The organism is Chromohalobacter sp. 296-RDG, assembly GCF_029889885.1.
Classification (GTDB): domain Bacteria; phylum Pseudomonadota; class Gammaproteobacteria; order Pseudomonadales; family Halomonadaceae; genus Chromohalobacter.
The window spans coordinates 86,951-111,328 of record NZ_JARANY010000005.1; the positions used below are offsets into that span (position 1 = coordinate 86,951).

The 24,378-nt window shown below is 62.5% G+C and carries 22 protein-coding genes; 17 read left to right on the forward strand and 5 right to left on the reverse strand.

Going from position 1 to position 24,378, the window contains the following annotated elements; all coding sequences use genetic code 11:
* Window positions 1–23 precede the first annotated feature (23 nt).
* Complete coding sequence (rsd, locus tag OP495_RS03855; RefSeq protein WP_280567362.1) at window positions 24–533, forward strand: sigma D regulator; 510 nt, start codon at window positions 24–26, stop codon at window positions 531–533.
* Between the two features lie 36 nt (window positions 534–569).
* Here the strand turns inward: rsd and OP495_RS03860 are convergent, their stop codons facing one another.
* The gene (locus OP495_RS03860) at window positions 570–2,498 is read right to left on the reverse strand and encodes an alkaline phosphatase D family protein (RefSeq protein ID WP_280567365.1); all 1,929 of its coding nucleotides are present in this window, start codon (window positions 2,496–2,498) and stop codon (window positions 570–572) included.
* Window positions 2,499–2,530: 32 nt separating this feature from the next.
* The gene (gene cra / locus OP495_RS03865) at window positions 2,531–3,538 is read right to left on the reverse strand and encodes a catabolite repressor/activator (protein WP_280567368.1); all 1,008 of its coding nucleotides are present in this window, start codon (window positions 3,536–3,538) and stop codon (window positions 2,531–2,533) included.
* Between the two features lie 315 nt (window positions 3,539–3,853).
* Here cra and ptsP point away from each other — a divergent pair, with 315 nt between their 5' ends.
* From ptsP to fruA, 3 genes are read left to right on the forward strand one after another with little or no spacing between them, the layout of a single operon-like run.
* Window positions 3,854–6,730, forward strand: coding sequence for a phosphoenolpyruvate--protein phosphotransferase (gene ptsP / locus OP495_RS03870; protein ID WP_280567371.1), 2,877 nt, complete (start codon window positions 3,854–3,856; stop codon window positions 6,728–6,730).
* Window positions 6,730–7,698, forward strand: a complete 969-nt coding sequence (pfkB, locus tag OP495_RS03875; RefSeq protein ID WP_280567374.1) for a 1-phosphofructokinase — start codon at window positions 6,730–6,732, stop codon at window positions 7,696–7,698. Before ptsP ends, pfkB begins: the two co-directional genes overlap by 1 nt.
* Entirely contained in the window at window positions 7,695–9,476 is a 1,782-nt protein-coding gene (gene fruA / locus OP495_RS03880; RefSeq protein ID WP_280567377.1) for a PTS fructose transporter subunit IIBC, read from the forward strand. The genes pfkB and fruA overlap by 4 nt, the downstream gene beginning before the upstream one ends.
* 254 nt (window positions 9,477–9,730) lie before the next feature.
* Here the strand turns inward: fruA and OP495_RS03885 are convergent, their stop codons facing one another.
* Window positions 9,731–10,354 (reverse strand): CoA pyrophosphatase, encoded by a 624-nt coding sequence (locus OP495_RS03885; RefSeq protein ID WP_280567379.1) that lies wholly within the window; start codon window positions 10,352–10,354, stop codon window positions 9,731–9,733.
* A gap of 48 nt (window positions 10,355–10,402) precedes the next feature.
* Between OP495_RS03885 and OP495_RS03890 the strand changes: the two genes are divergently transcribed.
* Window positions 10,403–10,960 (forward strand): NUDIX hydrolase, encoded by a 558-nt coding sequence (locus tag OP495_RS03890; protein WP_280563208.1) that lies wholly within the window; start codon window positions 10,403–10,405, stop codon window positions 10,958–10,960.
* Between the two features lie 5 nt (window positions 10,961–10,965).
* Here OP495_RS03890 and OP495_RS03895 read toward each other — a convergent pair whose 3' ends face one another.
* Complete coding sequence (locus OP495_RS03895; RefSeq protein WP_280567381.1) at window positions 10,966–11,277, reverse strand: NGG1p interacting factor NIF3; 312 nt, start codon at window positions 11,275–11,277, stop codon at window positions 10,966–10,968.
* A 124-nt stretch (window positions 11,278–11,401) separates the two neighbouring features.
* On the opposite strand from OP495_RS03895, the gene ftsB reads away from it, so the two are divergent.
* The 12 genes from ftsB (at window position 11,402) to lpxL (ending at window position 22,550) form a co-directional block, all read left to right on the forward strand.
* Window positions 11,402–11,767 carry a cell division protein FtsB gene (gene ftsB / locus OP495_RS03900; protein ID WP_280563206.1) on the forward strand — a complete coding sequence of 122 codons (366 nt, stop codon included), beginning with the start codon at window positions 11,402–11,404 and terminating at the stop codon, window positions 11,765–11,767.
* Window positions 11,764–12,486 carry a 2-C-methyl-D-erythritol 4-phosphate cytidylyltransferase gene (ispD, locus tag OP495_RS03905; RefSeq protein ID WP_280567383.1) on the forward strand — a complete coding sequence of 241 codons (723 nt, stop codon included), beginning with the start codon at window positions 11,764–11,766 and terminating at the stop codon, window positions 12,484–12,486. The genes ftsB and ispD overlap by 4 nt, the downstream gene beginning before the upstream one ends.
* A complete protein-coding gene (gene ispF / locus OP495_RS03910; protein WP_280567386.1) occupies window positions 12,483–12,971 on the forward strand; it encodes a 2-C-methyl-D-erythritol 2,4-cyclodiphosphate synthase in 489 nt (162 codons plus the stop codon). The genes ispD and ispF overlap by 4 nt, the downstream gene beginning before the upstream one ends.
* Window positions 12,968–14,014, forward strand: coding sequence for a tRNA pseudouridine(13) synthase TruD (locus OP495_RS03915; RefSeq protein WP_280567388.1), 1,047 nt, complete (start codon window positions 12,968–12,970; stop codon window positions 14,012–14,014). Before ispF ends, OP495_RS03915 begins: the two co-directional genes overlap by 4 nt.
* A 36-nt stretch (window positions 14,015–14,050) precedes the next feature.
* Window positions 14,051–14,803 (forward strand): 5'/3'-nucleotidase SurE, encoded by a 753-nt coding sequence (gene surE / locus OP495_RS03920; RefSeq protein WP_280567391.1) that lies wholly within the window; start codon window positions 14,051–14,053, stop codon window positions 14,801–14,803.
* Entirely contained in the window at window positions 14,784–15,476 is a 693-nt protein-coding gene (locus tag OP495_RS03925; protein WP_280563200.1) for a protein-L-isoaspartate(D-aspartate) O-methyltransferase, read from the forward strand. The genes surE and OP495_RS03925 overlap by 20 nt, the downstream gene beginning before the upstream one ends.
* Window positions 15,473–16,414: a DUF368 domain-containing protein gene (locus OP495_RS03930; protein WP_280563199.1), complete on the forward strand. Its 942-nt coding sequence runs from the start codon at window positions 15,473–15,475 to the stop codon at window positions 16,412–16,414. Before OP495_RS03925 ends, OP495_RS03930 begins: the two co-directional genes overlap by 4 nt.
* Entirely contained in the window at window positions 16,407–17,513 is a 1,107-nt protein-coding gene (locus tag OP495_RS03935; RefSeq protein WP_280567394.1) for a peptidoglycan DD-metalloendopeptidase family protein, read from the forward strand. Before OP495_RS03930 ends, OP495_RS03935 begins: the two co-directional genes overlap by 8 nt.
* Before the next feature lie 121 nt (window positions 17,514–17,634).
* Complete coding sequence (gene rpoS / locus OP495_RS03940; RefSeq protein WP_280563196.1) at window positions 17,635–18,612, forward strand: RNA polymerase sigma factor RpoS; 978 nt, start codon at window positions 17,635–17,637, stop codon at window positions 18,610–18,612.
* 279 nt (window positions 18,613–18,891) lie between these two features.
* Window positions 18,892–20,364, forward strand: coding sequence for a TolC family outer membrane protein (locus OP495_RS03945; protein WP_280567398.1), 1,473 nt, complete (start codon window positions 18,892–18,894; stop codon window positions 20,362–20,364).
* A gap of 133 nt (window positions 20,365–20,497) precedes the next feature.
* The gene (gene alr, locus OP495_RS03950; RefSeq protein ID WP_280567400.1) at window positions 20,498–21,592 is read left to right on the forward strand and encodes an alanine racemase; all 1,095 of its coding nucleotides are present in this window, start codon (window positions 20,498–20,500) and stop codon (window positions 21,590–21,592) included.
* A gap of 43 nt (window positions 21,593–21,635) precedes the next feature.
* Window positions 21,636–22,550 carry an LpxL/LpxP family Kdo(2)-lipid IV(A) lauroyl/palmitoleoyl acyltransferase gene (gene lpxL / locus OP495_RS03955; RefSeq protein WP_280563193.1) on the forward strand — a complete coding sequence of 305 codons (915 nt, stop codon included), beginning with the start codon at window positions 21,636–21,638 and terminating at the stop codon, window positions 22,548–22,550.
* A gap of 156 nt (window positions 22,551–22,706) precedes the next feature.
* On the opposite strand, the gene ettA is transcribed toward lpxL, so the two are convergent.
* On the reverse strand, window positions 22,707–24,368 hold the full coding sequence (ettA, locus tag OP495_RS03960) for an energy-dependent translational throttle protein EttA (RefSeq protein WP_280563192.1): 1,662 nt from the start codon (window positions 24,366–24,368) through the stop codon (window positions 22,707–22,709).
* Window positions 24,369–24,378: the final 10 nt, after the last annotated feature.

A 24,378-nucleotide genomic window follows, 5' to 3' on the forward strand; every position in this document is an offset into this window, starting at 1 on the left:
GGCCATGACAGGAGAGATTCATCATGCTGGAAGATACCAAGACGGCCCTCGAGCGTTGGGGTGGTGTTCACACGCTCATTGACCGCTGGCTGCAACAGCGCTACGACATGCTGGTGACGCTGATGGAGTTGCGCGAGGCTTGCGATGCGGAACTGGAATCGGTTTCCAAAGCGCGTATCGATGCCTTCAGTGAAGCCCTGATGGACTACATTAGCGGTGGTCATTTCGAAGTCTATCCGAAGCTGCGTGACGAAGCGGTGGCGTTCGACGACCGAGACGCCCTGGCTCTGGCCGACCGTCTGCTCGAACGGCTTGAGATGTCCACGCAGTTGGTGCTGGAGTTCGACAATGACTACTCGACACCGACTCGTTGTCAGCATTACGTGACGCGTCTGCCGGCCTGGCTCGAGCGTTTGAGCAAGGCTCTTACCGAGCGCTTCGCGCTCGAGGATCAACTCATCGCACGCTTGCATGCCGCGCATGCGCCGTCTGCCGACGTCGGCGACTCCTTCGCATCGCGCGCCTTGTCGTAAGCCGGTTGATGCCCTCTGGCGTCAGCCCTCGGACGGTCAATCGTCCCGCAGGAAGTAGGTGGTGCTGCCGTCGGCGCCCAGTTGAGCGATGCTGGCGGGGCGGCCCTGTACATCCAGGGTGACCAGACCGATGCCGGCTTGATTCCACAGTCGCTCGCCGTGGCTGGCCCCTTGCGGGTAGCGTGGGCGAATGTGCATGGGACGACGTTTGGTGAACCAGTTGAGTGGCGACGCCGGCGCATACAGCCAGCGGTTGAGACGGTCGAATGCATCCAGTAGACGCGTGGGAAACTCGTTCTTGAGTCCGCTGCTGGTGATCTGCCAGAGACTTGGGCCGTGCTGGCGGTGGCGAATCTCGATATCGTAGACAAAGGAATAGTGCACGTCGCCGGAGAGGATCACGTAATTGCCGGGAGTGCGGGTATGACGAAAGATATTGAGCATGACGCTGGCCGCGCCACGATGGGCCATCCAGTTTTCTGCATCCACCAGTAGCGGTTTGCCCGCCAATGTGAATAAACGCTGTATTCCTTCGATCAACTTCACCCCGAACATTGGTGCCGGCGAGACGACGATCACCGAATGCTGTCCGAGCAGTCTCTGCTGGAGTTCGCTCAAGGCTTCCCAGTCCATTAACCCCGAAGGATGGTGGCGGTGCCGTTCACTGCGCCAGCGTTGTGTGCGGGTATCGAGCACCACCAAGTGTGGCGTAGAGGGCAGCTGATAATGCCAGTGGTCGAAATCATGGAGCCGCTCGATGAGAGCATCCTGGGTTTCGCAATCGAGGCGCTCCTCGGCGTCGCGGTGTTCGAATAGCGCTTCCAGCTTGGGCCATAACGAACGGAAGGCATCGGGGTCGTTGCCCCACCCCTGGCACAGCAGATACCCCAGCAAGGCATTGCCGATGATGCGTCGTGAAAACGGGTGGCCGTAGGCAGTTTCTTCCCAGGCGGCAGACAGGTTCCAATCGTCGGTAATGTCGTGATCGTCGAAGATCATCAGTGTGGGTAGGTGTGCCATCACGCGAGCGGCGTGGGGCAGACCTTCGCGAAAAGCCTCGATGATCGAGGCCTCGGCGTCGAAGGTCTCGGCCAGCGAGTCGTCGAGCGCGGGGCGTGTAATCTCGATAAGCGACCAGGGCGTTGGTGACCACGTCAGCAGGTACATGGCCATGACCTCGGCCAGCGTTATCAAGTGATTGTGCGCGCTGCTGGTAGTGAAAACCGGTTTGCGGACACCGCCGAAGAAGCGCTCCCGCAGCTTGTCGTTGGCCTCGAATGCGGGCAACAACTGCTCCCTGCGATAATACGTATCGGGATGCGTGTAGAGGCTGTCCGCATCCTCGACCACGGCGCCTTGCACACATTCGCCGAATAGCCCCAGCCGCTGAATGAGCGCGTGGATGGCGACCAGCATCGGCCCAGCGACATCATCGGCATAGATCTGATCGCCCGTCATCAACAGCGCCGCCGGCATGCGGGAAGGGGTGTCACGCAACGCCTCGACATGCGCATCGGCACGTACCAGGCCGTCGCCGGCGGGGTGATGTGGTTTGCGACATGAGCCGTGGAGCAGCGAATCGAAACGCGAGCGCAACACGAAGCTCGGACGGGCCGCATCGTCATGCAGCAGATGAGGCGCATAATCGGCGATGCCTTGCGTGGCATCGGCGGTTTCCTCGGCGACGTGCAGATCGTAACCAATCGGCCGGTCGTAGGGCAGTGGCGCGGTAAGCGGCACATCGATGAGATGCAGCCATGCGCGTTCGCCCACCGGTAAGCGCCTGCACAGCGAGCTATCCAGCGCGAAACGCTGGTTCGGCGACTCGGCGTCGTCGACATGCAAGGTTAATGTCAGGTCGAGCGGGCGCGACCCGACCAGCCAGATCACCAGGCGGTCGGGTAATGCGCGGCGCAGGATCGGGCCGGCCAGGATGTCAGGTAAAGAGGCAGAAGATTGCTTCATGGATGCCAGCATAACGGGCGGTTGGCATGCCGTCATCTGGCGACTGAGGCTGTCGTGCCATGCCGTAGCTTGAGGTCGCGCTCGACGATATCCACCCCCGGGCGGTAGTCGCCGCGTGCCGCCTGCATGGCGCGGTGAAGCGCCAGCTCGGCGATGCGGTCATGATGCTGGGGCAGCGAATTGACAGTCACCGGCAGGAAATCCAGCAGGCGGTCGTCGCCGAATGTGGCCAGACGCAGCGCTTCGGGCAACCCTCCTTGTTCGAGCAGTACATCGAAGACCCCATCGAGCAGCACATAAGACGCGGTCACCAGGGCATCGGGAATGCCGTGCTCGTCGATCAGGCGCCGCATGAGCGCCGCGCCGGTAGCGCGGTCGTAGCGCGCACCGCTGAGCAATATCGGGTTGTCGAGGGACGCTTCGCGAACCGTTTCCAGAAAGCCTGCGCGCCGTTCCACGCTGATCGATAGTTCCGGCACCGCATCCATCCAGGCGATACGCGCGACATCGGCGTCGAGCACCGAGCGCGTCAAGGCACCTGCGGCCTGGGTGTTGTTGCTGACGACACAGACCACACGCTCCGGGTCGAGGGTGCGGTCGAGCGCGATGATCGGCAGACCGCCCGCCATCAGGTCGGGATAGAACGGGTCGTCCATGGCCAGGCTGCTGGCGACGATCAGGGCATCGCAGCGCTGGGCGCGCAAGGCACGCGCCAGCTCGCGTTCGGTGTCCGGGTCATCGTCCGAGCCGGCGATCAGCAGCTGATAGCCCAGACGACGCGCGCCATTTTCCAGACGTTTGGCCAGGCGGGCGTAACTGGTGTTCTCCAAGTCCGGCACGATGAATCCCAACGTGCGGCTCGCGCCCCGGCGCAGCGCCGCCGCCTGTGCATCGATACGATAATCGTGCTTGGCGACCACGGCCATGACGTGTGCCACCGTCTCGGGGCGGATGCGCCGCTCGGCGGCCTGGCCATTGATCACATAACTGGCGGTGGTGCGTGAGACGCCGGCCAGCCGGGCGATTTCTGCAAGAGTCATGGGTGTATTCCTTGAACGAGCCGACGATGCAAAAGCATCTATTCTAGAGGCTGGCACGCAGTCTTGCTTGCCCGCCCCTGCGAAGGTCTAGTCCCGTTTGGCTTGATAAATCGTGATGAACGTTTCAGCATTGATCCCAAGATAGCTGACACGATTCAGCCCGTCATCTGATTTATCATGTCAAAAGCTGAATGGCCAGATTCAGCGACCGGTAATGCAGGCGCTCTAACGGCGCGGTGCTATCAAGACGGGCGTGACCGTTGTCCTTACCCGACGAGCGGATGGCTCCGTTCCGGCGGCATTATGGAGAGTTCCATGCTGACACTGACAAGCGAAGACGTTCTGCTCGACCGGCGTGCCGATGACTGGCGAGATGCCCTGAATCAGGCCGGCGAGTCCTTGGTCGAGGCCGGACGCGTGACGCCCGGTTACCATGATGGGCTGCACGCGCGTGAGACGCAGTCTTCCACCTACCTGGGCAATGGCATTGCCATTCCTCATGGCACCCCGGAGAGCCGCGAATACGTCAAGACCACCGGCGTGCGGGTGCTGCAATTTCCCAATGGCATCGAATGGCATGACGGACAACGCGTCACCCTGCTGGTGACGATCGCCGCGCAGAGCGATGAGCATCTCGATATTCTGCGCCAGTTGACGCACGTGCTCGATCGGGATGGCGTGGCCGAACGCCTGGCCGCTGCCGATAGTCGTGAAGAGATCATTACGCTTTTGTCCAAGGCGCCGGTCGAGGCGCGCCTGGATGCCGATACGCTGTGCCTGGGTTTCCCTGCGCGTGATCGCTTCGAGTTGGCGCTGGCTGCGGCGGCGCGGTTGCGTCAGGTGGGGAGCGTGGATAGCAGCTTCGTGGCCGAGATCAACACGCTGGAGCCGGTGGCACTGGGCCAGGGCCTGTGGCTGGTGAGTAGCGCCCAGGGCGTCATCACGCCGACGCTGGGCGTGGCCACGCCGGAACAGGCCTTCTCGGGCCCCAAAGGGGCAGTCAATGCGGTGTTCTGTCTGGCGGCTCAAGGCGATGCGCATCGCGGATTGCTCGAACGCCTGGGGAATCTGCTGGATGCTGGCGATGGCGAAAGCCTCGCCGATGCCGACGCCGCGACGCTGTTGGCGCGGCTTTCCGGTGAGTCCGCCGAGGCGGATACTGCGCGTGCGACGGTGCTCAATGCCCACGGGCTGCATGCGCGGCCGGCGAAGCAACTGGTGCAGGTTGCCCGACGCCAGGCCATGCCGGTCAAGGTGCGTCTGCTCGAGGGTAGTGCCGAGGCGGTTTCGGCGGCGAGTCTGACCAAGGTCATCGGGTTGGGGGCACGGCGTGGCCAGACGCTGGTGTTCTCTGCCGAAGGTGAGGGTGCCGGCGAGGCGCTGGAAGCCCTCGTCACAGCCATCAGAGATGGCCTCGGCGAGCACGTGACGCCCCTTCAGGAGATGTCGTTCGAGGCGCCCGCTGACGAGGATGAGAGCCTCCCCGCGCCCTTGGAAGACGATGTAGCGCATCCCGCCGTGCCGGCGTCGCCGGGGCTTGCCATCGCGCCGGCTTTCGTGATGCGTACGCCGCGTTTCGAGTATCCCGAGCGGGCCGATGGGCTCGACGAAGCCCGTCGTGGCGACAGTGCCGCGCAACTGGCGCGCCTCGATGCCGCGATTCAGGAAGCTGCCGAACAGCTTCGTGCCCTGGTGCGAACCGCCCAGGGCGGTGAGGTCGCCGAGATCCTGTCGATGCACGAGGAAATGCTCGACGATCCTGAACTGCGTGAAGCGGCACATGAGTCGTTGAGTACCGGCACGAGTGCCGAGGCGGCGTGGTGGTCGGCCATCGATACTGCCGCCCGCGCCCAGGAAAATCTCGCCGACCGTCTGCTTGCCGAGCGTGCCGCCGACCTGCGTGATGTCGGCCGGCGTGTGCTGGGGATCCTGTGCGGCGTGCGTCTGCCCACGCCGCCGGAGACGCCTTACATTCTGATCACCGATGACGTCGGCCCCTCGGACGTGGCGCGCCTGGATACCGCCAAGGTGCGCGGTCTGGTCACCGCGCGCGGCGGGGCGACGTCGCACAGTGCGATTCTCGCTCGAGCGTTGGGTATTCCTGCCGTAGTGGGTGGCGGCGAATGCGTACTGACGCTGGCCAACGACATTGATGTGATCGTCGATGGCGAGCGTGGCCGCGTGATCCCCGCGCCTTCCGACGAGCGCCGCTCGCGGACCGAGTTACGCCTGAAAGAGTATGAAATGCGCGAGCGCGAGGCCTATGCGGCGCGCTATGAGGAAGCGCGCACGCAGGACGGTCACCGTGTCGAAGTCGCCGCCAACTTGGGTAATACGGCCCACGCGGCGGATGCTGTCGAACGTGGCGCCGAGGGCGTGGGGCTACTGCGTACCGAGTTCGTGTTCATGGCGCACCCCGAGGCGCCGGATCTGGACACTCAGATCGCCGAATATCGCCAGGCCATCGATGCCTTCGACGGTCGCCCGTTGGTTGCCCGCACGTTGGATGTCGGCGGCGACAAGCCGTTGCCTTACTGGCCGCTGCCGCCGGAGGACAACCCGTTTCTCGGCCTGCGCGGCATTCGTCTGGCGCTGACGCGTCCCGAGGTGCTCGAGACGCAGTTGCGTGCCCTGCTCACGGCGGCGGGCGACCGTCCGTTGCGGATCATGTTCCCGATGGTCAAGGACATCGCCGAGTTCCGCGCCGCCCGTGAGATCTTCGATCGCGTGCAGGCCGAGGTACAGGCTGGCGACGTGCAACTGGGGGTGATGATCGAAATTCCCTCGTGCGCGTTGCTGGCGCCGATTCTGGCCGCCGAGGTCGATTTCTTCTCCATCGGTACCAATGACCTGACCCAGTACACCCTGGCCATCGACCGTGGTCACGCCGAGCTCTCGGCTCAGGCCGATGGGCTGCATCCTGCGGTGTTGGCGCTGATTCGCATGACCGTCGAGGCCGCACATGCACAGGGCAAATGGGTGGGCGTGTGTGGTGAACTGGCCAGCGACGCCCAAGCGGTGCCCGTGCTGCTGGGGCTGGGCGTCGATGAGCTTTCGGTTTCGGCGCGGCAGGTGCCGATGGTCAAGGCACGGTTGCGTGAACTGACCCTCGAGGTGGCTCGCCAGCACGCCGAGCTGGCCCTGAGCCAGTCGACTGGCGATGCCGTGCGTGAAGCACTGGAGGCCCTCTGATGGCGCGTGTACTGACGTTGACCCTCAATCCCGCGCTGGATCTGGCGATTCGTTTGCCCTCGCTCACCCTGGGGACAGTCAATCGCACCGAGGCCACGCATCTCGAGGCGGCGGGCAAAGGCGTCAACGTTGCCCGGGTGCTGACGGCGCTGGGCCACGAGGTGGCGGTCTCGGGCTTTCTGGGCGCACACAACGACGGTGCCTTCGTGCGCGCTTTCGCCGACTGGAACCTGGAGGACGCCTTCCTGCGGCTGGCCGGAGAAACGCGCATCAACGCCAAGCTCGCCGAAGCCGAGGGTCGTGTCACCGATATCAATGGCCCAGGTCTTGAGGTCGCGCGCGATGATCTAGCGGCGCTTTATGCCGCGCTCGATGCGCGGGTGATGGATGCCGCGAGGTGCCCCGATGCGGTGGTGATCGCCGGTAGCTTGCCGCCGGGCGTGTCGCCCGACGATCTGACGGCCTTGATCGACTGGCTGCGCGAGTACGACGTGCCGGTCTGGGTAGATACTAGCGGCGCGGCATTGAACGCCGCGATTGCCGCCACGCCCAATGCAGTCAAACCCAACGAGACGGAATTGGCCGAGTGGGCGGGTGAGCCCCTGGAAGACGCTGCATCGCGACTGGCCGCTGCCGTACGTCTGCACGCGTCAGGCATCGAGCACGCTCTGGTATCGCTGGGCGGCGAGGGCATGTTGTGGGTCGGCCCCGAGGGGGCCTGGCAGGCTACACCGCCGCGCGTCGAGGTCGCGAGTACGGTGTGCGCCGGCGATACCTTGCTGGCGGCGATGCTTCACGGTCGGCTCGCGGGTCTCTCTGCCGAGACGACCTTGCGTTTGGCGACGGCGCTATCCGCCGAGGCGGTACGCCATGTCGGGGTGGGCGATGTGCATGCCCCGGATCTAGACCAACTCCAACAAAATACGTGCGTGCGTCGGCTCGACGAAAACGCCAGGGAGGACTCATGAAAGCGATCCTTATCACGGCCTGCCCGAGTGGCGTGGCGACGACGTTTCTGGCGGCCCGACGCCTCGAGCAAGCCGCCCGGCGTCGCGGTTGGCAGGTCACGGTGGAAATGCACGGCGAGCTCGAACCGCCACAGCCGGTTTCTGAGGCGGACGTGCGCGATGCCGAACTAATTATCGTAGCCGCCGACCATGTGCCCGATGCCTCTCGCTTCACGGACAAGCGCCTGTTCCAGGCGCCAATCGCCGAGGCGCTGCCTGATCCGGAGGCATTCCTGTCACGTGCCGAGCGCGAGGCCGAACGCTTCGCTGGCGATGACACAGCAGCGCCACAGGCAGCGTCCACGAACGCCGCTGAGGGCGGCGATGGTCAAGGCCAGCGTATTGTCGCGGTGACGGCGTGTCCGACTGGGGTGGCGCATACCTTCATGGCCGCCGAGGCGTTGGAAGAGGCTGGACGCGGCCTGGGTCATCATATCCGCGTCGAAACCCAAGGCTCGGTCGGGGCGCAGAATGAGCTTAGCGAGGCGGACATCGCGGCGGCCGATGTGGTGCTGCTGGCCTGCGATATCGAAGTCAACGACGAGCGCTTTGCGGGCAAACGCATCTACCGAACGTCGACTGGCAATGCGCTCAAGAAGGCTCGACAGACCGTGCAAGAAGCCCTTGCCGAAGCCGACGTGGAGAGCCAGGGTGGCGTTGCTGCGTCCGGCGACAAAGCCGCCGGCAAAGGCAAGAGCGTCAAGGACAAAGGGGTCTACAAGCACTTGCTCACCGGGGTTTCGTTCATGCTGCCGATGGTGGTCGCCGGTGGCTTGTGCATCGCCCTCTCGTTCGTGTTCGGTATCGAGGCCTTCAAGGAAGAGGGCACCCTGGCTGCTGCCCTGATGCAGATCGGTGGCGATACCGCCTTTGCCTTGATGGTACCGGTCCTCGCCGGCTATATCGCCTACTCCATCGCCGACCGGCCGGGGATCGCGCCCGGTATGATCGGTGGCATGCTGGCCAGCAATATCGGCGCGGGTTTCATCGGCGGTATTCTGGCCGGCTTCCTGGCCGGTTATGCCGCCCATGCGATCACCCGGTATCTCAAGCTGCCGGCGAGTGTGGAATCGCTCAAGCCGATCCTGATCATTCCCTTGCTGGCGAGTCTGTTCACCGGGCTGGTGATGATCTACATCATCGGCACGCCGGTGGCGGGCTTGCTCAACGCCTTGACTTCGTTCCTCGACAGCATGGGCTCGACCAATGCCGTGCTGCTGGGTCTGCTGCTCGGCGGGATGATGTGCGTCGATATGGGCGGACCGGTCAACAAGGCGGCGTATACCTTCGGTGTGGGTCTGTTGTCGAGCGAGACCTATGCGCCGATGGCGGCCATCATGGCAGCGGGGATGGTACCGCCGCTGGCGATGGGGATCGCCAGCATGCTGGCCAAGCGCAAGTTCGATGAAACCGAGCGCGAGGGGGGCAAGGCGGCTTTCGTGTTGGGGCTTTGCTTCATTACCGAAGGCGCGATTCCCTTCGCCGCCAAGGATCCTTTGCGTGTGTTGCCGGTATGCATCGTCGGCGGGGCCGTGACCGGGGCCTTGTCGATGTATTTCGGCATTCAGTTGATGGCGCCGCACGGTGGACTCTTCGTGCTGCTGATTCCCCATGCGGTCAATCTGGCGCTGTTGTATCTCTTGTCCATTGCGGTGGGTGCGGTGATCGCCGGGGTGGCGTATGCCGTCATCAAACCGGGCGTCTCTGCCATGCCGGTCGAGGAGAAAGTGGCGTCTTGATACGCCGCTTGCGCGATGCGCCCGCCAACGAGGGCGTCGCCAATGCAAGGAGCGCCTCGTAGGGCGCTCCTTCTATCGCGCCAAGTTGGCCAGCGCGGACTTCGTCGTGCGCCAGTGGCTGCCCATGGGGAGGGCACAAGTGGCTGCGATCGAGGCCGAGCCTGGCGTGTTTGACGACGCGTGGTGAGGCGGCGCCTTTAACGGGCCGGGTCGATGGTGCTGCTCAGCGAAGTGTGCGGTGGAACCAGCCGGTATCAAGGCCGTGGCGGGGGTGGTGCGGGTAGATGCCGCAACGGACTATCGAGGGGCGCACTGTCGAGGCTGATGGGGCGTGCGAACCCTACCGCCAGCAGTTCGACCAGCATCATCGCCGACAGGCCCCATATGACATGATTGGCGTAGGCATAGCTGGGCACATAATAAGTGTGCTTGCCGTGACGGATGACATCCGTGTGGCTACGGCGATCCTCGAGGAACCACGCCAATGGCACTTCGAAAATGGTATCCAGCTCATTATGGTCCGGTACCAGTGGAAGGCCGGGCGGAATCAAGCCGACGAACGGCGTCACGCAGATGCCGTAACGTGAGGTGATATCGCTTAGCCGGCCGAGGCGTGCGACTCGCGCGGGCGGCAGGGCGATCTCCTCATGCGCCTCGCGCAAGGCCGTGGCCCACAAGTCGGCATCCTCGGGTTCGACCTTGCCACCGGGAAACGCAACTTGTCCGCCATGCTGCGCGAGATGGCCGGCACGGCGTGTCAGCACGAGCGTGGGCTCGCGGCGCTCGACGATCGCAAGCAGCACTGCGGCTCTGGGCATGTCGGCGTTCAACTGGCGCGGCTGATGCGCTTGCAGGCGTTCGCGCAGTGTCTCTAACATGTTGCTTTTCACCTAATGGGGCGCCATATCGCTCGCCCGAGGACGACCATGAATTTCTGTAGCCATTGTGGCCAAACCGTGCGTTTCGCGATTCCCGAGGGCGACGATCGCGGGCGTTTTCTCTGCGATGCCTGCGGCACCATCCATTATCAGAATCCGCGCATCGTGGCCGGTACCTTACCGGTAGCGGGCGAGCGCGTCTTGCTGTGCCGGCGTGCGATCGCGCCTCGCATGGGCTACTGGACGCTGCCTGCCGGCTTCATGGAAAACGGCGAAACCACGTCCGAAGCCGCCACGCGCGAGACACGCGAGGAAGCCTGCGCCGATGTCGACCTCGAAGGCCTTTATACGCTCATCAATCTGCCACACATCAACCAGGTCTACATGATCTTCCGTGGCGCACTGCGCGGCGACTATGCGTCCGGCCCGGAGAGTCTCGAGGTGGCGCTGTTCGAGGAAGCCGAGATTCCCTGGCACGAGTTGGCCTTCCCGACCATCGAACGCACCTTGCGCCACTATTTCGACGATCGCCGGGGCGGTGACTACTCGCTTCACGTGAGCGACATCACCGCCGAAGACCGCGAACGTTATCTGGGCAGCGCGTAACGCGCCTAAACGTTTGCAAGATGCCACGCCTCATATGCCGGCTCCTCGTACGGATGAGCCAGCTTGAGCGCCGCCACGGCGGCTTCCAGGTGATCGTCCTCGCAGACCAGCTCGACCTTCAACTCCTCGACATGGCTGAGCGTACCGACCTGGCCGATATGTGGGTCGGCGCCGTCGAGCGGGCGAAACTGGCCCTGTCCTGACGTCTGGAAGCAGCAGGCTTCGTAGCCGCCGATGCGCCCGGCGCCGGTAGCGAAAACCGCTTCCTTGACGCTTTCGGCGTCGTCCATGGGAACGAAAAACGCGAGTTTGTACATATGGGGCTCCTTGACGTCGCGCTCAGCGGGGCGGTCGTACGGCGACGGCTCGCCGCGTGGACTGCGCAGGTGCCTTGATGATGGCATAATGCTGGGCAGCTGTCGGTCCAGGACGGAACCAACGATGTTGAAGTGGATATGCATAGCGCTGGTGGTACTGATCGGTCTACTGCAGTATCACCTGTGGTTCGGTGAAGGGGGAGTGCGTGAACTCAACCATATTCGTCACCGTGCCGATGTGCTCGAAGAAAAAAACGACCGGCTGCAGGCGCGCAATGATCGCCTGGCGGCGGAGGTGATCGATCTCAAGAAAGGGCTCGATGCCATCGAGGAACGGGCACGTAGCGATTTGGGCATGGTGCGCCGTGACGAGCAGTTTTTCTGGGTGCCCGGCGTAACCGCCGAGCGCTCCATCGTCGAACAAAGTGCCACGACGGTACGCGGTGACCCCGAAAAGGCGGCGGCGATGCCCGAGGAGGCTGCGCCGTGAGTCGATTGTGGTTGATCGTGCCGGCGGCAGGGCAAGGCCGCCGCATGGGCGTCGCCTTGCCCAAGCAGTATCTCGACATCGCAGGCCGGCCGGTACTGGCGCATACCTTGGCGCGTTTGCACGCCGCCTTTCCGGACGCGGCGCTGCGCCTGTGCCTCGATGCCGACGACGCGCGCTTCTCGCCTGCGTGGGTTCCCTTTGCCGACTGGCAGCGCGTTTCCGGTGGCCATGAACGTGCCGATTCGGTGGCGAACGCGCTGGCCTCGCTCGAGGGTATCGCGGCGGATGACGACCTGGTGTTGGTCCACGACGTCGCGCGTCCTTGCGTCGCGCTCTATGACTTGCGTCGCCTGCGCTCGGAGCTTGAAACCTCACCCGATGGCGGGCTGCTGGCGGCGCCTGTGGCGGACACCATGAAGCGCGCCGATGCCGACGGCCATGTCGTGCATACCGTGTCGCGCGAGGGGTTATGGCATGCCATGACTCCGCAAGGCGCTTCCTATCGCGTACTGTGCCGGGCATTCGCGCATGCTCGCGACACGCGCGTGGCGCTCACCGACGAGGCTTCGGCACTCGAGGCGCTGGGTCTGGCGCCGCGCTTGGTGCCCGGCCGTCGGGATAATCTCAAGATTACACATCCCGAGGATCTTTCCCTCGCCACGCGGCTTCTCAGCGAAACCGCGTGCGATGCCCCGCTTTCCGACGAGACATGTTCATGACGCTACGTATTGGTCACGGTTTTGATGTGCACCGCTTCGGCGATGGCGATCACCTGATGATCGGCGGCGTGCGCATCGCGCATATGCACGGTTTCATCGCCCATTCGGACGGCGACGTCCTGTTGCACGCGCTGTGCGATGCGCTGCTCGGGGCCTGCGGCTTGGGCGATATCGGCCATCATTTTCCCGATACCGACGCGACCTGGGAAGGTGCCGACAGTCGCGAATTGCTGCGCCGGGTACATGACCAAGTCGCCGCCACGGGCTATCGGATCGCCAACCTGGATACGACCGTGATCGCCCAGGCGCCGCGCTTGGCCGATCACATCGCACTGATGCGCACGCGTATCGCCGAGACGCTCGGTGTGGCGGAAGACGCCGTCAACGTCAAGGCGACTACCAGCGAGCGGCTCGGTTTTACCGGGCGCAAGGAAGGCATCGCCGCCGAGGCGGTGGTGCTGCTGACATGCGCGGACGCAACATGAGCGATATGTCGCTTTGGCCACCTGAATGGCCGTATGCTCACGGTGGACCGCTGGCCCCGGGCGATTTTCGCATGACACCCGATGATTTCATCGTCGAAGAAGTGTTCGACTTCGCACCCGAAGGGCAGGGTGAACACCTCTGGCTGTGGATCGAGAAGCGCGATCTGACGACGCCGGAAGCCGCCAAGCATGTGGCGCGAGTGTGTGGCGTGCGTCCGCGTGACGTGGGCTATAGCGGCCTCAAGGACCGCGTCGCGGTTACCCGGCAATGGCTCTCGGTGCATCTCCCCGGGCGTGATGCCCCTGATGCGCTCGCCAGCCAACTGAGCGACGTGGGAATGGAGGTGCACGTTGCACGACGCCATCCACGCAAGCTCAAGCGCGGCGTGCATCGCGCCAACCATTTTACGCTTCGTCTGAGCGGCGAGATTGCCGCACATCCCGACTTGGCGCGTCGTTGGCGAACCCTGTGCGCGGATGGCGTGCCCAATTACTTCGGTCCGCAACGCTTCGGTCGCGAAGGGCGCAATTTGATACTTGCTCAGAAGGCCTTTGCACGCGGTTGGCGCAAGCGTGACGACCCTCATGGGATGCAGCTTTCGGCGGCGCGTAGCTTCCTGTTCAATGAGGTGCTGGCTACGCGCCTGCGCGCGCAGACCTGGCGGACGCCGCGTCCGGGGGATGTGCTGGCGCTGGCGGGAACGGCCAGCCGTTTTGCGGCCGACGAGGTCGATGCGGTCTTGAATGAGCGCGCCGCGCGCGGCGACGTCACGCCCACCGGCCCGATGTGGGGACGCGGACGTCTGGAGAGTGGCGCGGAAGTGGCCGAGGAAGAAACGCGCCTCGTGGCGCGGCATGAAGCACTCATGCAGGGACTGGAAGCCGCCGGCGTACGCATGGATAGGCGTCCGCTATGCGTGCCGCTTGACGCACCATCGCTGGCGCATGAAGCCCCCAACCGGGTGACGCTTGGCTTTGGCTTGCCGCGTGGGGCCTTCGCGACCTCTGTATTGCGAGAATTGCTGCATCACCCGTTGCTGTGAAGGGATATCGGCTATCAGACAAGCAAGAGGATAGATATGCGCAAGTTACTGTTATCCAACGATGATGGCGTCCATGCGCCGGGGCTGCGGGCGCTTCATGATGCGCTCTCGGCACATGGGCGCCTGCGTGTGGTGGCTCCGGACCGTGACAAGAGCGGCGCCAGCAATTCGCTGACGCTGACGCGCCCCCTGGCGTTGACGGCCCTCGATAACGGCTTCTATTCAGTCGACGGCACGCCGGCCGATTGCGTGTATCTGGGCGTCAACGGGGTCTGGGACGAGAAACCTGACCTGGTGATCTCGGGTATCAATCATGGCGGCAATCTGGGCGATGACGTGCTGTATTCGGGCACCGTGGCCGCCGCCATGGAAGGACGCAATTTAGGCATGGCGGCGATTGCCGTATCGCTTTGCGGCGAGCGCTATTTCGAGACGGCCGGCCGCGTCGCGGCGACCTTGATGGGGGCGGCGGAGTCACTGTCGTTGCCCCCGCGGAGTCTGCTCAACGTCAATGTGCCGGACGTGCCTTGGGAAGATATTCAGGGAGTACGCGTGACGCGGATGGGATATCGTGGCCCTGCGGCCCAGCCGATGAAGGTGAAAGATCCGCGTGGCCGCGAGCGTTATTGGATTGCCGCCGTCGGCGATAACGCCGATGATGGAGCGGACACCGATTTCGCGGCCATCGAAGCGGGATACTTGTCGATCACGCCCCTTCAGACCGATCTCACACGCCACGCAGCGTTGGACGACGTACGGAACTGGCTGGATGCATTGTCGAATTCCTGACTCACACGATACAACACACCGACTCGGTGGCATCGGTATGACCTCACAGCGTACTCGCAATCGCTTGATACGGCGGCTGCAAGCAAACGGCATCCGTGACGCACGAGTGCTCGATACCATGGCTCGTGAGCCGCGTCACGTCTTCCTCGACGAGGCGCTGGCGCACCGCGCCTATGAAGATACCGCCTTGCCGCTGGGGCAGGGGCAGACGCTCTCGCAACCATGGATCGTTGCGCGCATGACCGAGTTGGTGCTGGCCGCGCAGCCGCGACGCGTGTTGGAAGTCGGGACCGGCTCGGGCTACCAGACGTTGATTCTGGCGCGTCTGGTGGAGTCGGTATGGAGCATCGAGCGCATCGGTGCGCTGCATCGCAGTGCGACTTCACGCCTGTCCATGCTGGGCGTTGATAACGTCGGCCTGCGACATGAAGACGGCGGACATGGATGGCCTCAGGCGGCCCCTTTCGATGTCATTCTGCTTACTGCCTGCGCCAGCGAGCTACCTCCGGAGCTATTGTCTCAGTTGGATGATGGGGGGGAATTGATCGCACCGCTGGAAGATGAGGCGGGCCGCCAATGGCTGACACGCGTGCGGCGTCGCGGCGCCACCTTCGAACGTACGCGGCTCGAGCAGGTCAGATTCGTACCGCTACTGGAAGGGGTCATAAAATGAAGCGTTACCTGACGCTTTTCTGCAAGGGCGCCGGGATGGGCGCCGCGGACGCGGTACCCGGAGTGTCCGGCGGCACCATTGCCTTCATCACGGGCATCTACGAGGAGTTGATCCACTCGATCAAGCAATTCGGCCCACGTGCCTTTGGGGCGTGGCGTCGCGGTGGTCTGGCGGGGCTCGCTGGGCATCTCAATCTGGCGTTTCTGCTGCCTCTGATGCTGGGGATCGTGGCGAGCCTGGTGAGTGTCGCGCATCTCGTGACCTGGCTGCTCGATCATCATCAGCTACTGCTCAATGCATTTTTCTTCGGCCTGGTACTGGCCTCGGCCATTGTCGTAGGCCGACAGGTCGGTCACTGGCAGTGGCAGCACATCTTTCCGTTGATTCTGGGCGTCTGTGTGGCCTTGTGGCTGCCCAGCCTGTTGCCGGCGCCCACCGAGGCCAGTCAGTGGGTATTGTTGGTGGGTGGCGCCATCGCCATCAGTGCGATGCTCCTGCCGGGCGTCTCGGGGAGCTTCCTGCTATTGGTGATGGGGCTTTATGGGACAGTCATGGAGGGCGTCAAGAGTGCCGACCTGGCCTTGATCGCGACCTTCGGCGCGGGCTGTGTCATCGGCTTGATGGTGTTCTCGCGGGTCCTGTCGTGGCTTTTTCATCACTACCGACTGGGAACGCTCCTGACCTTGGTCGGCTTCATTCTCGGCTCGTTGCCGCAACTCTGGCCATGGCGCCAATTGGTCAGCTATCGCCTGGCAAGTGGCGACAAGATCGTGCCGCTCGAATATCGCTATCTCATACCTTCGGACTACAGCGTGATCACCGGTGAGCCGGCCCAGTTGCTGACGGCGGTCGCTTTGATGATCGCCGGCCTGGTGCTGGTCATGGTCATCGGCGAACGCAGTCCTTCCCCGTTTAAAGAGGACCGAACCCATGTCTGACGCTCGTCGACTACTGCCCGCGCTGGGACTCGTGGCGTTGGGATTGGCGGGATGCGCAAGCTCCAGCGGCGCGCCCCAAGTGCAGGATCTCTCGGTCAGTCGTAATAGCGACCCGCCGAGTTCTTATACCGTCAAGTCGGGTGACACCTTGTATGGCATTGCCTGGCAGAACAACCTCGATTTCCGTAACTTGGCGCAACTCAATGATATTACGCCGCCCTATCGCCTCGAGCCTGGACAAACGTTACGCCTGACCCCCGATGGCGCCGCCCGGGCGGCGTCAAGTGAAGCGTCCGACGAGACAAGTGGCGCGACCGCAACGCCGCTGGGCAGTGATGCCGATACGACCGGGGGCGCTCAGGACGATGACTGGCTGGCGCCGGCGAATAGCACGTCGTCGCAAGGTCGCGACCTGGCAGCCGCCTCCATCGACGCGCAGGCCATAGAGGCCGCTTCCGAGGCCAGCAAAAGCGGTGCGCCGGGGCCGGTCTACGATACGGACGATGCGGCCGACGAGTCTGCGCGCGATGACGAAAACGAGAGCGACGCCTCGGGCGCGTCAGCCGCCAGCGATGAGCAGCAGGAGACGCAAGCCGATAGTGCGAGTACGGACGACCAGGCGACGGGCGACGAATCATCCGAACCCACCCGCGAGGCTGGCACGAGCGTTGCTGGTGAAAGCGACGCCACGACCGACCGCTCGCAACGCGAGTACCAGCCGGTCGAAAATGTGGCTTGGCAGTGGCCTACAGAGGGCGATGTCGTCAACGGTTTCGACGACAATTCCACCGTGACGGCCGGCATTGATATCGCCGGTGAAAAGGGGCAACCTGTCAAGGCAGCGGGTCCGGGTATCGTGGTATATGCCGGTAGTGGTGTCCGCGGATATGGCAACCTCATCATTCTCAAGCATAACGACCATTTCCTGAGTGCTTACGCGCATAATGATACGTTGCGCGTGGAGGAAAACGATGTCGTCGAGGCAGGAGAAGTCATTGCCACCATGGGCGATACCGATGCCGACCGTGTCAAGCTGCATTTCGAGGTGCGCCAGGACGGCCAGCCTCAAGACCCAATGGAGTACCTGCCGCCACATTGAGCACGGCAGGACTCAGACCCTGAACATGCGACAACAAGAAACGGGTAGTCCGCCATGGTCGGTGGCTCGCACGCTCCGGCCGTGGTTATCAAATCGGTAGCAGTAAAGTGGGGTATTGGATATGAGCATGCTGGAGCGGGATATTCAGGGTGTGGATCTCGACGATGTCGACAACGAAGTGGAGGTCGATGCCGGAGAGGTCGCTAGCGACAAGGATGACGATGCGTTCGAGAAAGCGCTGAATCGTGACGAAAGAAGTCACCATCAAAGCCTCGACGCAACACAGATTTACCTCAACGAGATCGGCTTTTCGCCGCTTTTGACCCCCGAAGAAGAAGTCCACTACGGGCGCCTGGCCCAGCAGGGCGATCCCGCTGGGCGCCAGCGCATGATCGAGTCGAATCTGCGTCTGGTCGTCAAGATCGCCAGACGTTATCTCAACCGGGGATTGTCTCTACTCGACCTAATCGAGGAAGGTAACCTGGGTCTGATTCGTGCCGTGGAAAAGTTCGACCCCGAGAGGGGCTTTCGCTTCTCGACCTATGCGACCTGGTGGATTCGTCAGACCATCGAGCGGGCGCTGATGAATCAGACACGCACGATTCGCTTGCCCATTCATGTGGTCAAGGAACTCAACATTTACCTGCGGGCCGCGCGTGAGCTGACACAGCGACTCGACCATGAAGCCACAGCCGAAGAAATTGCCGACTTTCTGGACAAGCCGGTGGGCACCGTCAAGAAGATGCTCGGGCTCAACGAGCGTGTGTCGTCGGTCGACTACCCGATGGGCGGCGAGAGCGATAAGCCTTTGATCGATACGCTGGCCGATGAAAACGAAGCCGGTCCCGAGTCGCTGCTGGTCGGCAACGACGTCAAGCAGCACGTCGATGACTGGCTGGCGGAGTTGACCGACAAACAGATGGAAGTCGTCGTGCGTCGCTTCGGTTTGCGCGGGCATGAAGCCGCGACCCTCGAGAATGTTGGGGCGGAAGTCGGTCTGACGCGTGAACGGGTGCGCCAGATTCAGGTTGAGGCGTTGAAAAAATTGCGCCGGGTACTGGAAAAGCAAGGGTTGTCGCTTGACTCTATTTTTGAATGACGCGACAGGCATGATGGGCCGCATGGCTTGTCATGCCACTTATTCGTCACGGCAATGACGCGCTTTCCACGCTATCCTTGGTGCTTGCTTATTTGCCTGATACATTGATCTGAGGCAATACATGCGGCATTGTATGTAACCACGATGCCACCTGTTGGCGGTGACGCTGCCGGTCGTCGAGCCCGTAATCAGCCCGCCCCTGAGAAAATCAGTGAAAAGCAAGTCAGTCAAAGCACGTTCGCCAAAAGAACGTGCGTCAAAAGAAAGGAACCCAAGCCGATGTCCTCTCGAGAGCCGTCATCGCCGAAATTTCGGCTGCGTTTATTGCCGGTGTTGATCGCCGCCGCTGTCACCTCTCAGGCGCATGCCGCCGATTTGTGGACCATTACTCAGGATGCCCTGCAGAACAATTCCACTCTGGGTGCCTCACGGTCGTCCTTCCAGAGTGTCGAGGCCGGGCGTGACGTGGCGCGTGGCAGCTTGTTGCCGCAAATCGATGCGACCGCGCAGGTTACGCACAACAACACGTTGGAGAGTCAAAGCTCCTCGAGTGCTGCAGGAGGCGCCGGAACGGGAGGCGCTGGAGTGGAATCTGAAAGCAGCTATAACTCGACCAGCGCCGGCCTCGAATTGACTCAGGCGCTGTATGACGCCACGAGCTGGGCTGAGCTTGAAATCGCCAAGCGCGAGACTGGCCAGCAAGCGCTCTTGCTACAAGCCGATCGCCAGCAGTTGCTCTACGATGTCGCCTCGGCGTATTTCGAGATCCTGCGTGCCCATGACGTGCTCGAGGCGAGTATCTCCCAAGAGAAAGCCATCAAGCGTCAGCTCGACCAGGCGCAGGAGCAATTCGATGTCGGACTGGTGGCAACCACCGACGTCAACGAGGCGCAGGCATCTTACGATCTAGCCCGCTCTCAGCGCATTTCCGCCGAAAACGATCTGCAGGTCAGTTTCGAGGCGCTGGAACGCCTGACCGGCAAGCGTTACGACAGCATCGACGCCTTGTCGGACGATATTCCCATCGAGTCTCCCGAGCCAGCGGGGCGCGAGAACTGGATTCAGATGGCGATCGCCAATAATCCCGAAGTACAGGCGGCTCAGGCGGCGGTGGATGTCTCCCGAGCGGAAGTCGAGCAGGCGGAAGCCGGCCACAAGCCGACGCTCTCGGCCTTCGCCAACTACAATTATTCGGATAGCGATCAGGATTATCTGGACGGCCACAACGCGGATACGCAAGTCGGACTCCAGGCCTCTTTGCCTATCTACAGTGGCGGTACGACCAGCGCTCAGGTGCGTCAGCAGACCTATTCACTGGAGGCGACGCAGTATGATTTCGAGGCTCAGCGTCGCGACACTACGCAGCAGGTGCGCTCGCTATTCACGCAGGTCATGAACGATGTCGAAAGCGTTGAGGCCCAACAACAGGCGATCGTTTCCAATCGCAGCGCACTGGAAGCGACGCGTTCCGGTTACGAGGTGGGGACCCGCAATATCGTCGATGTGCTCGACGCCGAGCAGGCGTTGTATCAGGCGATCTCCGATTATGCCGATGCGCGTTATACTTACGTGACCGACATGGTGGAACTGCGCCAGCAGGCGGGAGTGCTCGATCAGGACGTGATTCGCGATCTCAACCAGTGGCTTCGGGAAACCCAGACCGTGACACTACGCCTGCCCGAGAATGGCGGCATGAGTCAGATGGAAGACATCGGCGAACGACCCACGATGGAGCAGTCGACCACGCCCTGACGCGAGGCTCGACCAAATCCTGTTCGTCACGCCGCATCTCTGGGTGCGGCGTTTTTCGTCGTACCGCGCACTACTCCTGTGGGCAAGGTAGAATAGGGCCCCCGTTATTGCCTTGTCAGAAGGAACGTTTGCCATGTCCCGGCCGCTGATCGCCGATATCGACCTGGGCGCCTTGCGCCACAATTATCGCCTTGCTTGCGATCAAGCGCCGCAAAGCCGCGCCATGGCGGTCCTCAAGGCGGGGGCCTACGGCCATGGCGCGGTAGAGTGCGCCAACGCCTTGGCTGATATGGCCCCCGCGTTCGCTGTCGCGAGCCTAGAGGAAGCGGTTGCGTTGCGCGATGCGGGTATCACGCAGCCAATCATGTTGCTGGAGGGTTTCTTCGACGCCGAAGAGTTGCCGCTCATCGACGCACATCGGTTATGGATTGTTGCGCACAGCGATTGGCAGCTCGATGCCTTGCTGGCATATCGGCCTCGGGCGCCAATTACGACCTGGCTCAAGCTGGATTCTGGCATGCATCGCCTAGGATTTGCGCCCGAGGAGTTCGAGGCGCGTTGGCAGCGTTTGAAAGCGGCGCCGGACCACGTGACCGATCTGCATCTAATGACGCACTTTGCCACCGCCGATGCGCTTGAGCCAGCGTATTTCCATCGACAGCTGGCGTGTGTCGAAGCCCTGCGTGAGCGGCTCGGGTCACCGGTGTGCCTCGCCAATTCGCCGGCTACGCTGGCATGGCCACAAGCGCATGGTGACTGGAATCGCCCGGGTGTCATGCTTTACGGCAGCGACCCGTTGGAAGGCGCCAACGATGCCAGTGGCGCCCTCCAACCGGTGATGACCTTGCGCTCTGAGATCATCGCGGTGCGTGAGCTAGCGACGGGGGAAACGGTCGGCTACGGCGGACGCTGGCGGGCGCCTCGCCCATCGCGCATTGGTATAGTCGCCTGTGGTTACGGTGATGGCTACGATCGCCACGCACGCGATGGTACGCCGGTTCTCGTCGAGGGACGGCGCGCGCCATTGGTCGGCAAGGTCTCCATGGACATGCTGACGGTCGATATTACCGAGGTGCCCGAGGCGAACATCGGTAGCCAGATCGTGCTATGGGGCGAAGGATTGGCTATCGATGAGGTGGCGCGTCACTGCGATACCATCAGTTATACGCTGATGACCGGCGTGTCGCCTCGTGTGCCGCGTCGCTATCGGGTGGCCGACACAGTGTAAAAATCCGCTACAATGAGCGGCGTTTCGATGCCCCGAGAGAGATATGGCCAAGCACGTATTTCCTGACAATTTCGCCCATCCCCGTTATTGGCTTACCTGGCTGGCCATCGGACTGATGCGTCTTGGTGCCTGGCTGCCCTGGCGCCTCAAGATGGCGGCAGGGCGCATCATCGGTGTGTGTGCCTGGCGCTTCGCGCGCAGTCGCCGACGCATTACCGAGACCAATCTGGCGTTATGTTTTCCCGAATTGAGCGAGGAGGAGCGGTCTCGGCTGGTGCGTGAGACCTTCATCGCCAATGGCAAGGGCATTCTCGAGACGGCCACTGGATGGTGCCGCGACCCTGAAGGTTTTCGCCATCGCGTTACCTTCAAGGGCGAAGAGCACATGACGCAGGCCTTGGCGCGGGGAAAAGGGGCACTGATCATCGGTGTGCACTTCTCGACACTCGATCTCGGCGGTGCGCTGCATTCGCTCTTCTTTCCTGCCGATGTTGTCTATCGGGCGCACGATAATCCATTGTTCGAGCGCTTCATGACGCGTGCACGACGTCGTATCTTCGGACGTGCCATCGACCGCCACGACCTGCGCGGTGTAGTGCGTCGTATCAAGGAAGGGCATGCCGTGTGGTATTCGCCGGATCAGGATTTCGGACGTGATGCCAGCGTCTTTGCGCCTTTCTTCGGGGTTGAGGCCGCCACGCTCAAGTTGACCGCCAAGATTGCCCGCATGACGGGAGCGCCAGTGATGCCGTTGATCTTTCACCGCAACCCTGACGATGAAACCTATACGCTGGAATACCTGCCAGCGTTGGAGGGGTTCCCGTCCGGCGATGACGTTGTCGACGCGACCCACATCAATAGCCTTATCGAAGCCGCCATTCGCCGTCATCCCGAACAGTATCTATGGTTGCATCGGCGCTTCAAGACGCGTCCGAAGGGTGAGTCCGGCTTTTATTGAGGCTAAGCGTCGATAAAAGCCGGGAAGAACGTCCGCTTCGCGCCTGGAAGAGCGTGGGCATAAAAAGACCCCACTAACCTGGCGGTTGTGGGGTCTTCTTACAGCTTCAACCTTCAGCCCGCGCAGCGGGCGTTCTTAAATCTCCGGCGGAGCCGGTCAGGCATCGATACGCTTGTACTTCATGCGCTTGGGCGTGTCGCTACCCACGCGCTGGCGATAGTCTTCCTCATACTCGCTGTAGTTGCCTTCGAAGAACTCCACGTTGGAATCCCCTTCGTAGGCGAGGATGTGCGTAGCGATACGGTCGAGGAACCAGCGGTCATGCGAGATGACCAACGCGCAGCCGGGAAAGGCGAGCAGCGCTTCTTCAAGCGCGCGCAGTGTCTCGATGTCGAGATCGTTGGACGGTTCGTCGAGCAGCAGGACGTTGGCGCCTTGCTTGAGGGTCTGTGCCAGTTGCAAGCGACCGCGCTCGCCCCCCGAGAGCTCCGATAGGCGTTTTTGCTGATCGTTGCCCTTGAAGTTGAAGCGTCCCACGTAGGCACGTGACGACATCTCGTAGCCATTGATGCTGATCATGTCCTGACCGCCGGATACCGCTTCCCAGACGGTTTGCTTGTCCTCGAGATGATCGCGCAACTGCTCCACGTAGGCGACATCCACGGTCTCGCCGGTGACGACCTCGCCGCTGTCGGGCTGTTCCATGCCGGCGATCAGCTTGAAAAGCGTGGACTTGCCGGCGCCGTTGCCACCGACGATGCCGACGATAGCGCCCTTGGGTAGTTGGAACGAGAGGTTCTCGAACAGCAGTTTATCGTCGAAGCGCTTGGCCACGTCGTGGAACTCGATGACCTTGTCGCCGAGGCGTGGCCCGGGCGGAATGTAGATCTCGTTGGTCTCGTTGCGCTTCTGGAAGTCGCCCGATTGCATTTCCTCGAAGCGGTTTAGACGTGCCTTGTTCTTGGCCTGACGCCCCTTGGCGTTGCTGCGTACCCACTCGAGCTCCTGCTTGATCGCCTTGTTCTTGGAGGCCTCCTGCTTGGCTTCCTGCTCGAGGCGCTTTTCCTTCGATTCCAGCCACTGCGAGTAGTTGCCCTCGAAGGGAATGCCTTGCCCACGGTCCAGCTCCAGAATCCAGCCGGCGACGTTGTCGAGGAAGTAGCGGTCGTGGGTGATCGCCACCACGGTCCCGCTATAGTCATGCAGATAGCGCTCCAGCCAGGCCACCGATTCGGCGTCGAGGTGGTTGGTCGGTTCGTCGAGCAAGAGCATGTCGGGGCTCGAAAGCAGCAGACGACACAATGCCACGCGGCGGCGCTCGCCCCCGGAGAGGTTGCCGACCTTGGCATCCCAGGGTGGCAGGCGCAGAGCCTCGGCGGCGACTTCCAGCTTGCGCTCGATATTGTGCGCGTCGGCAGCCTCGATCAGGTCTTCGAGACGTGCTTGCTCGGCGGCCAGGGCGTCGAAATCGGCATCCGGCTCGGCATAGGCGACATATACCGCCTCGAGTTGTTCCTGGGCGTCCTTGATTTCGCTCAAGGCTTCCTCGACCGTCTCGCGGACGTTCTTCTCGTCGTCGAGCTCGGGCTCCTGCGGTAGATAGCCGATGTTGATGCCCGGCATGGGACGTGCTTCGCCGTTAAATTCCTTGTCCACACCGGCCATGATCCGTAGTAGCGTGGATTTGCCCGCGCCGTTGAGGCCGAGCACGCCGATCTTCGCGCCAGGGAAGAAGGAAAGCGAAATATCCTTGAGGACTTCATGCTTGGGCGGGACGATCTTGCCCACCCGATTCATGGTATAGACGTATTGCGCCATGGAATTCCGG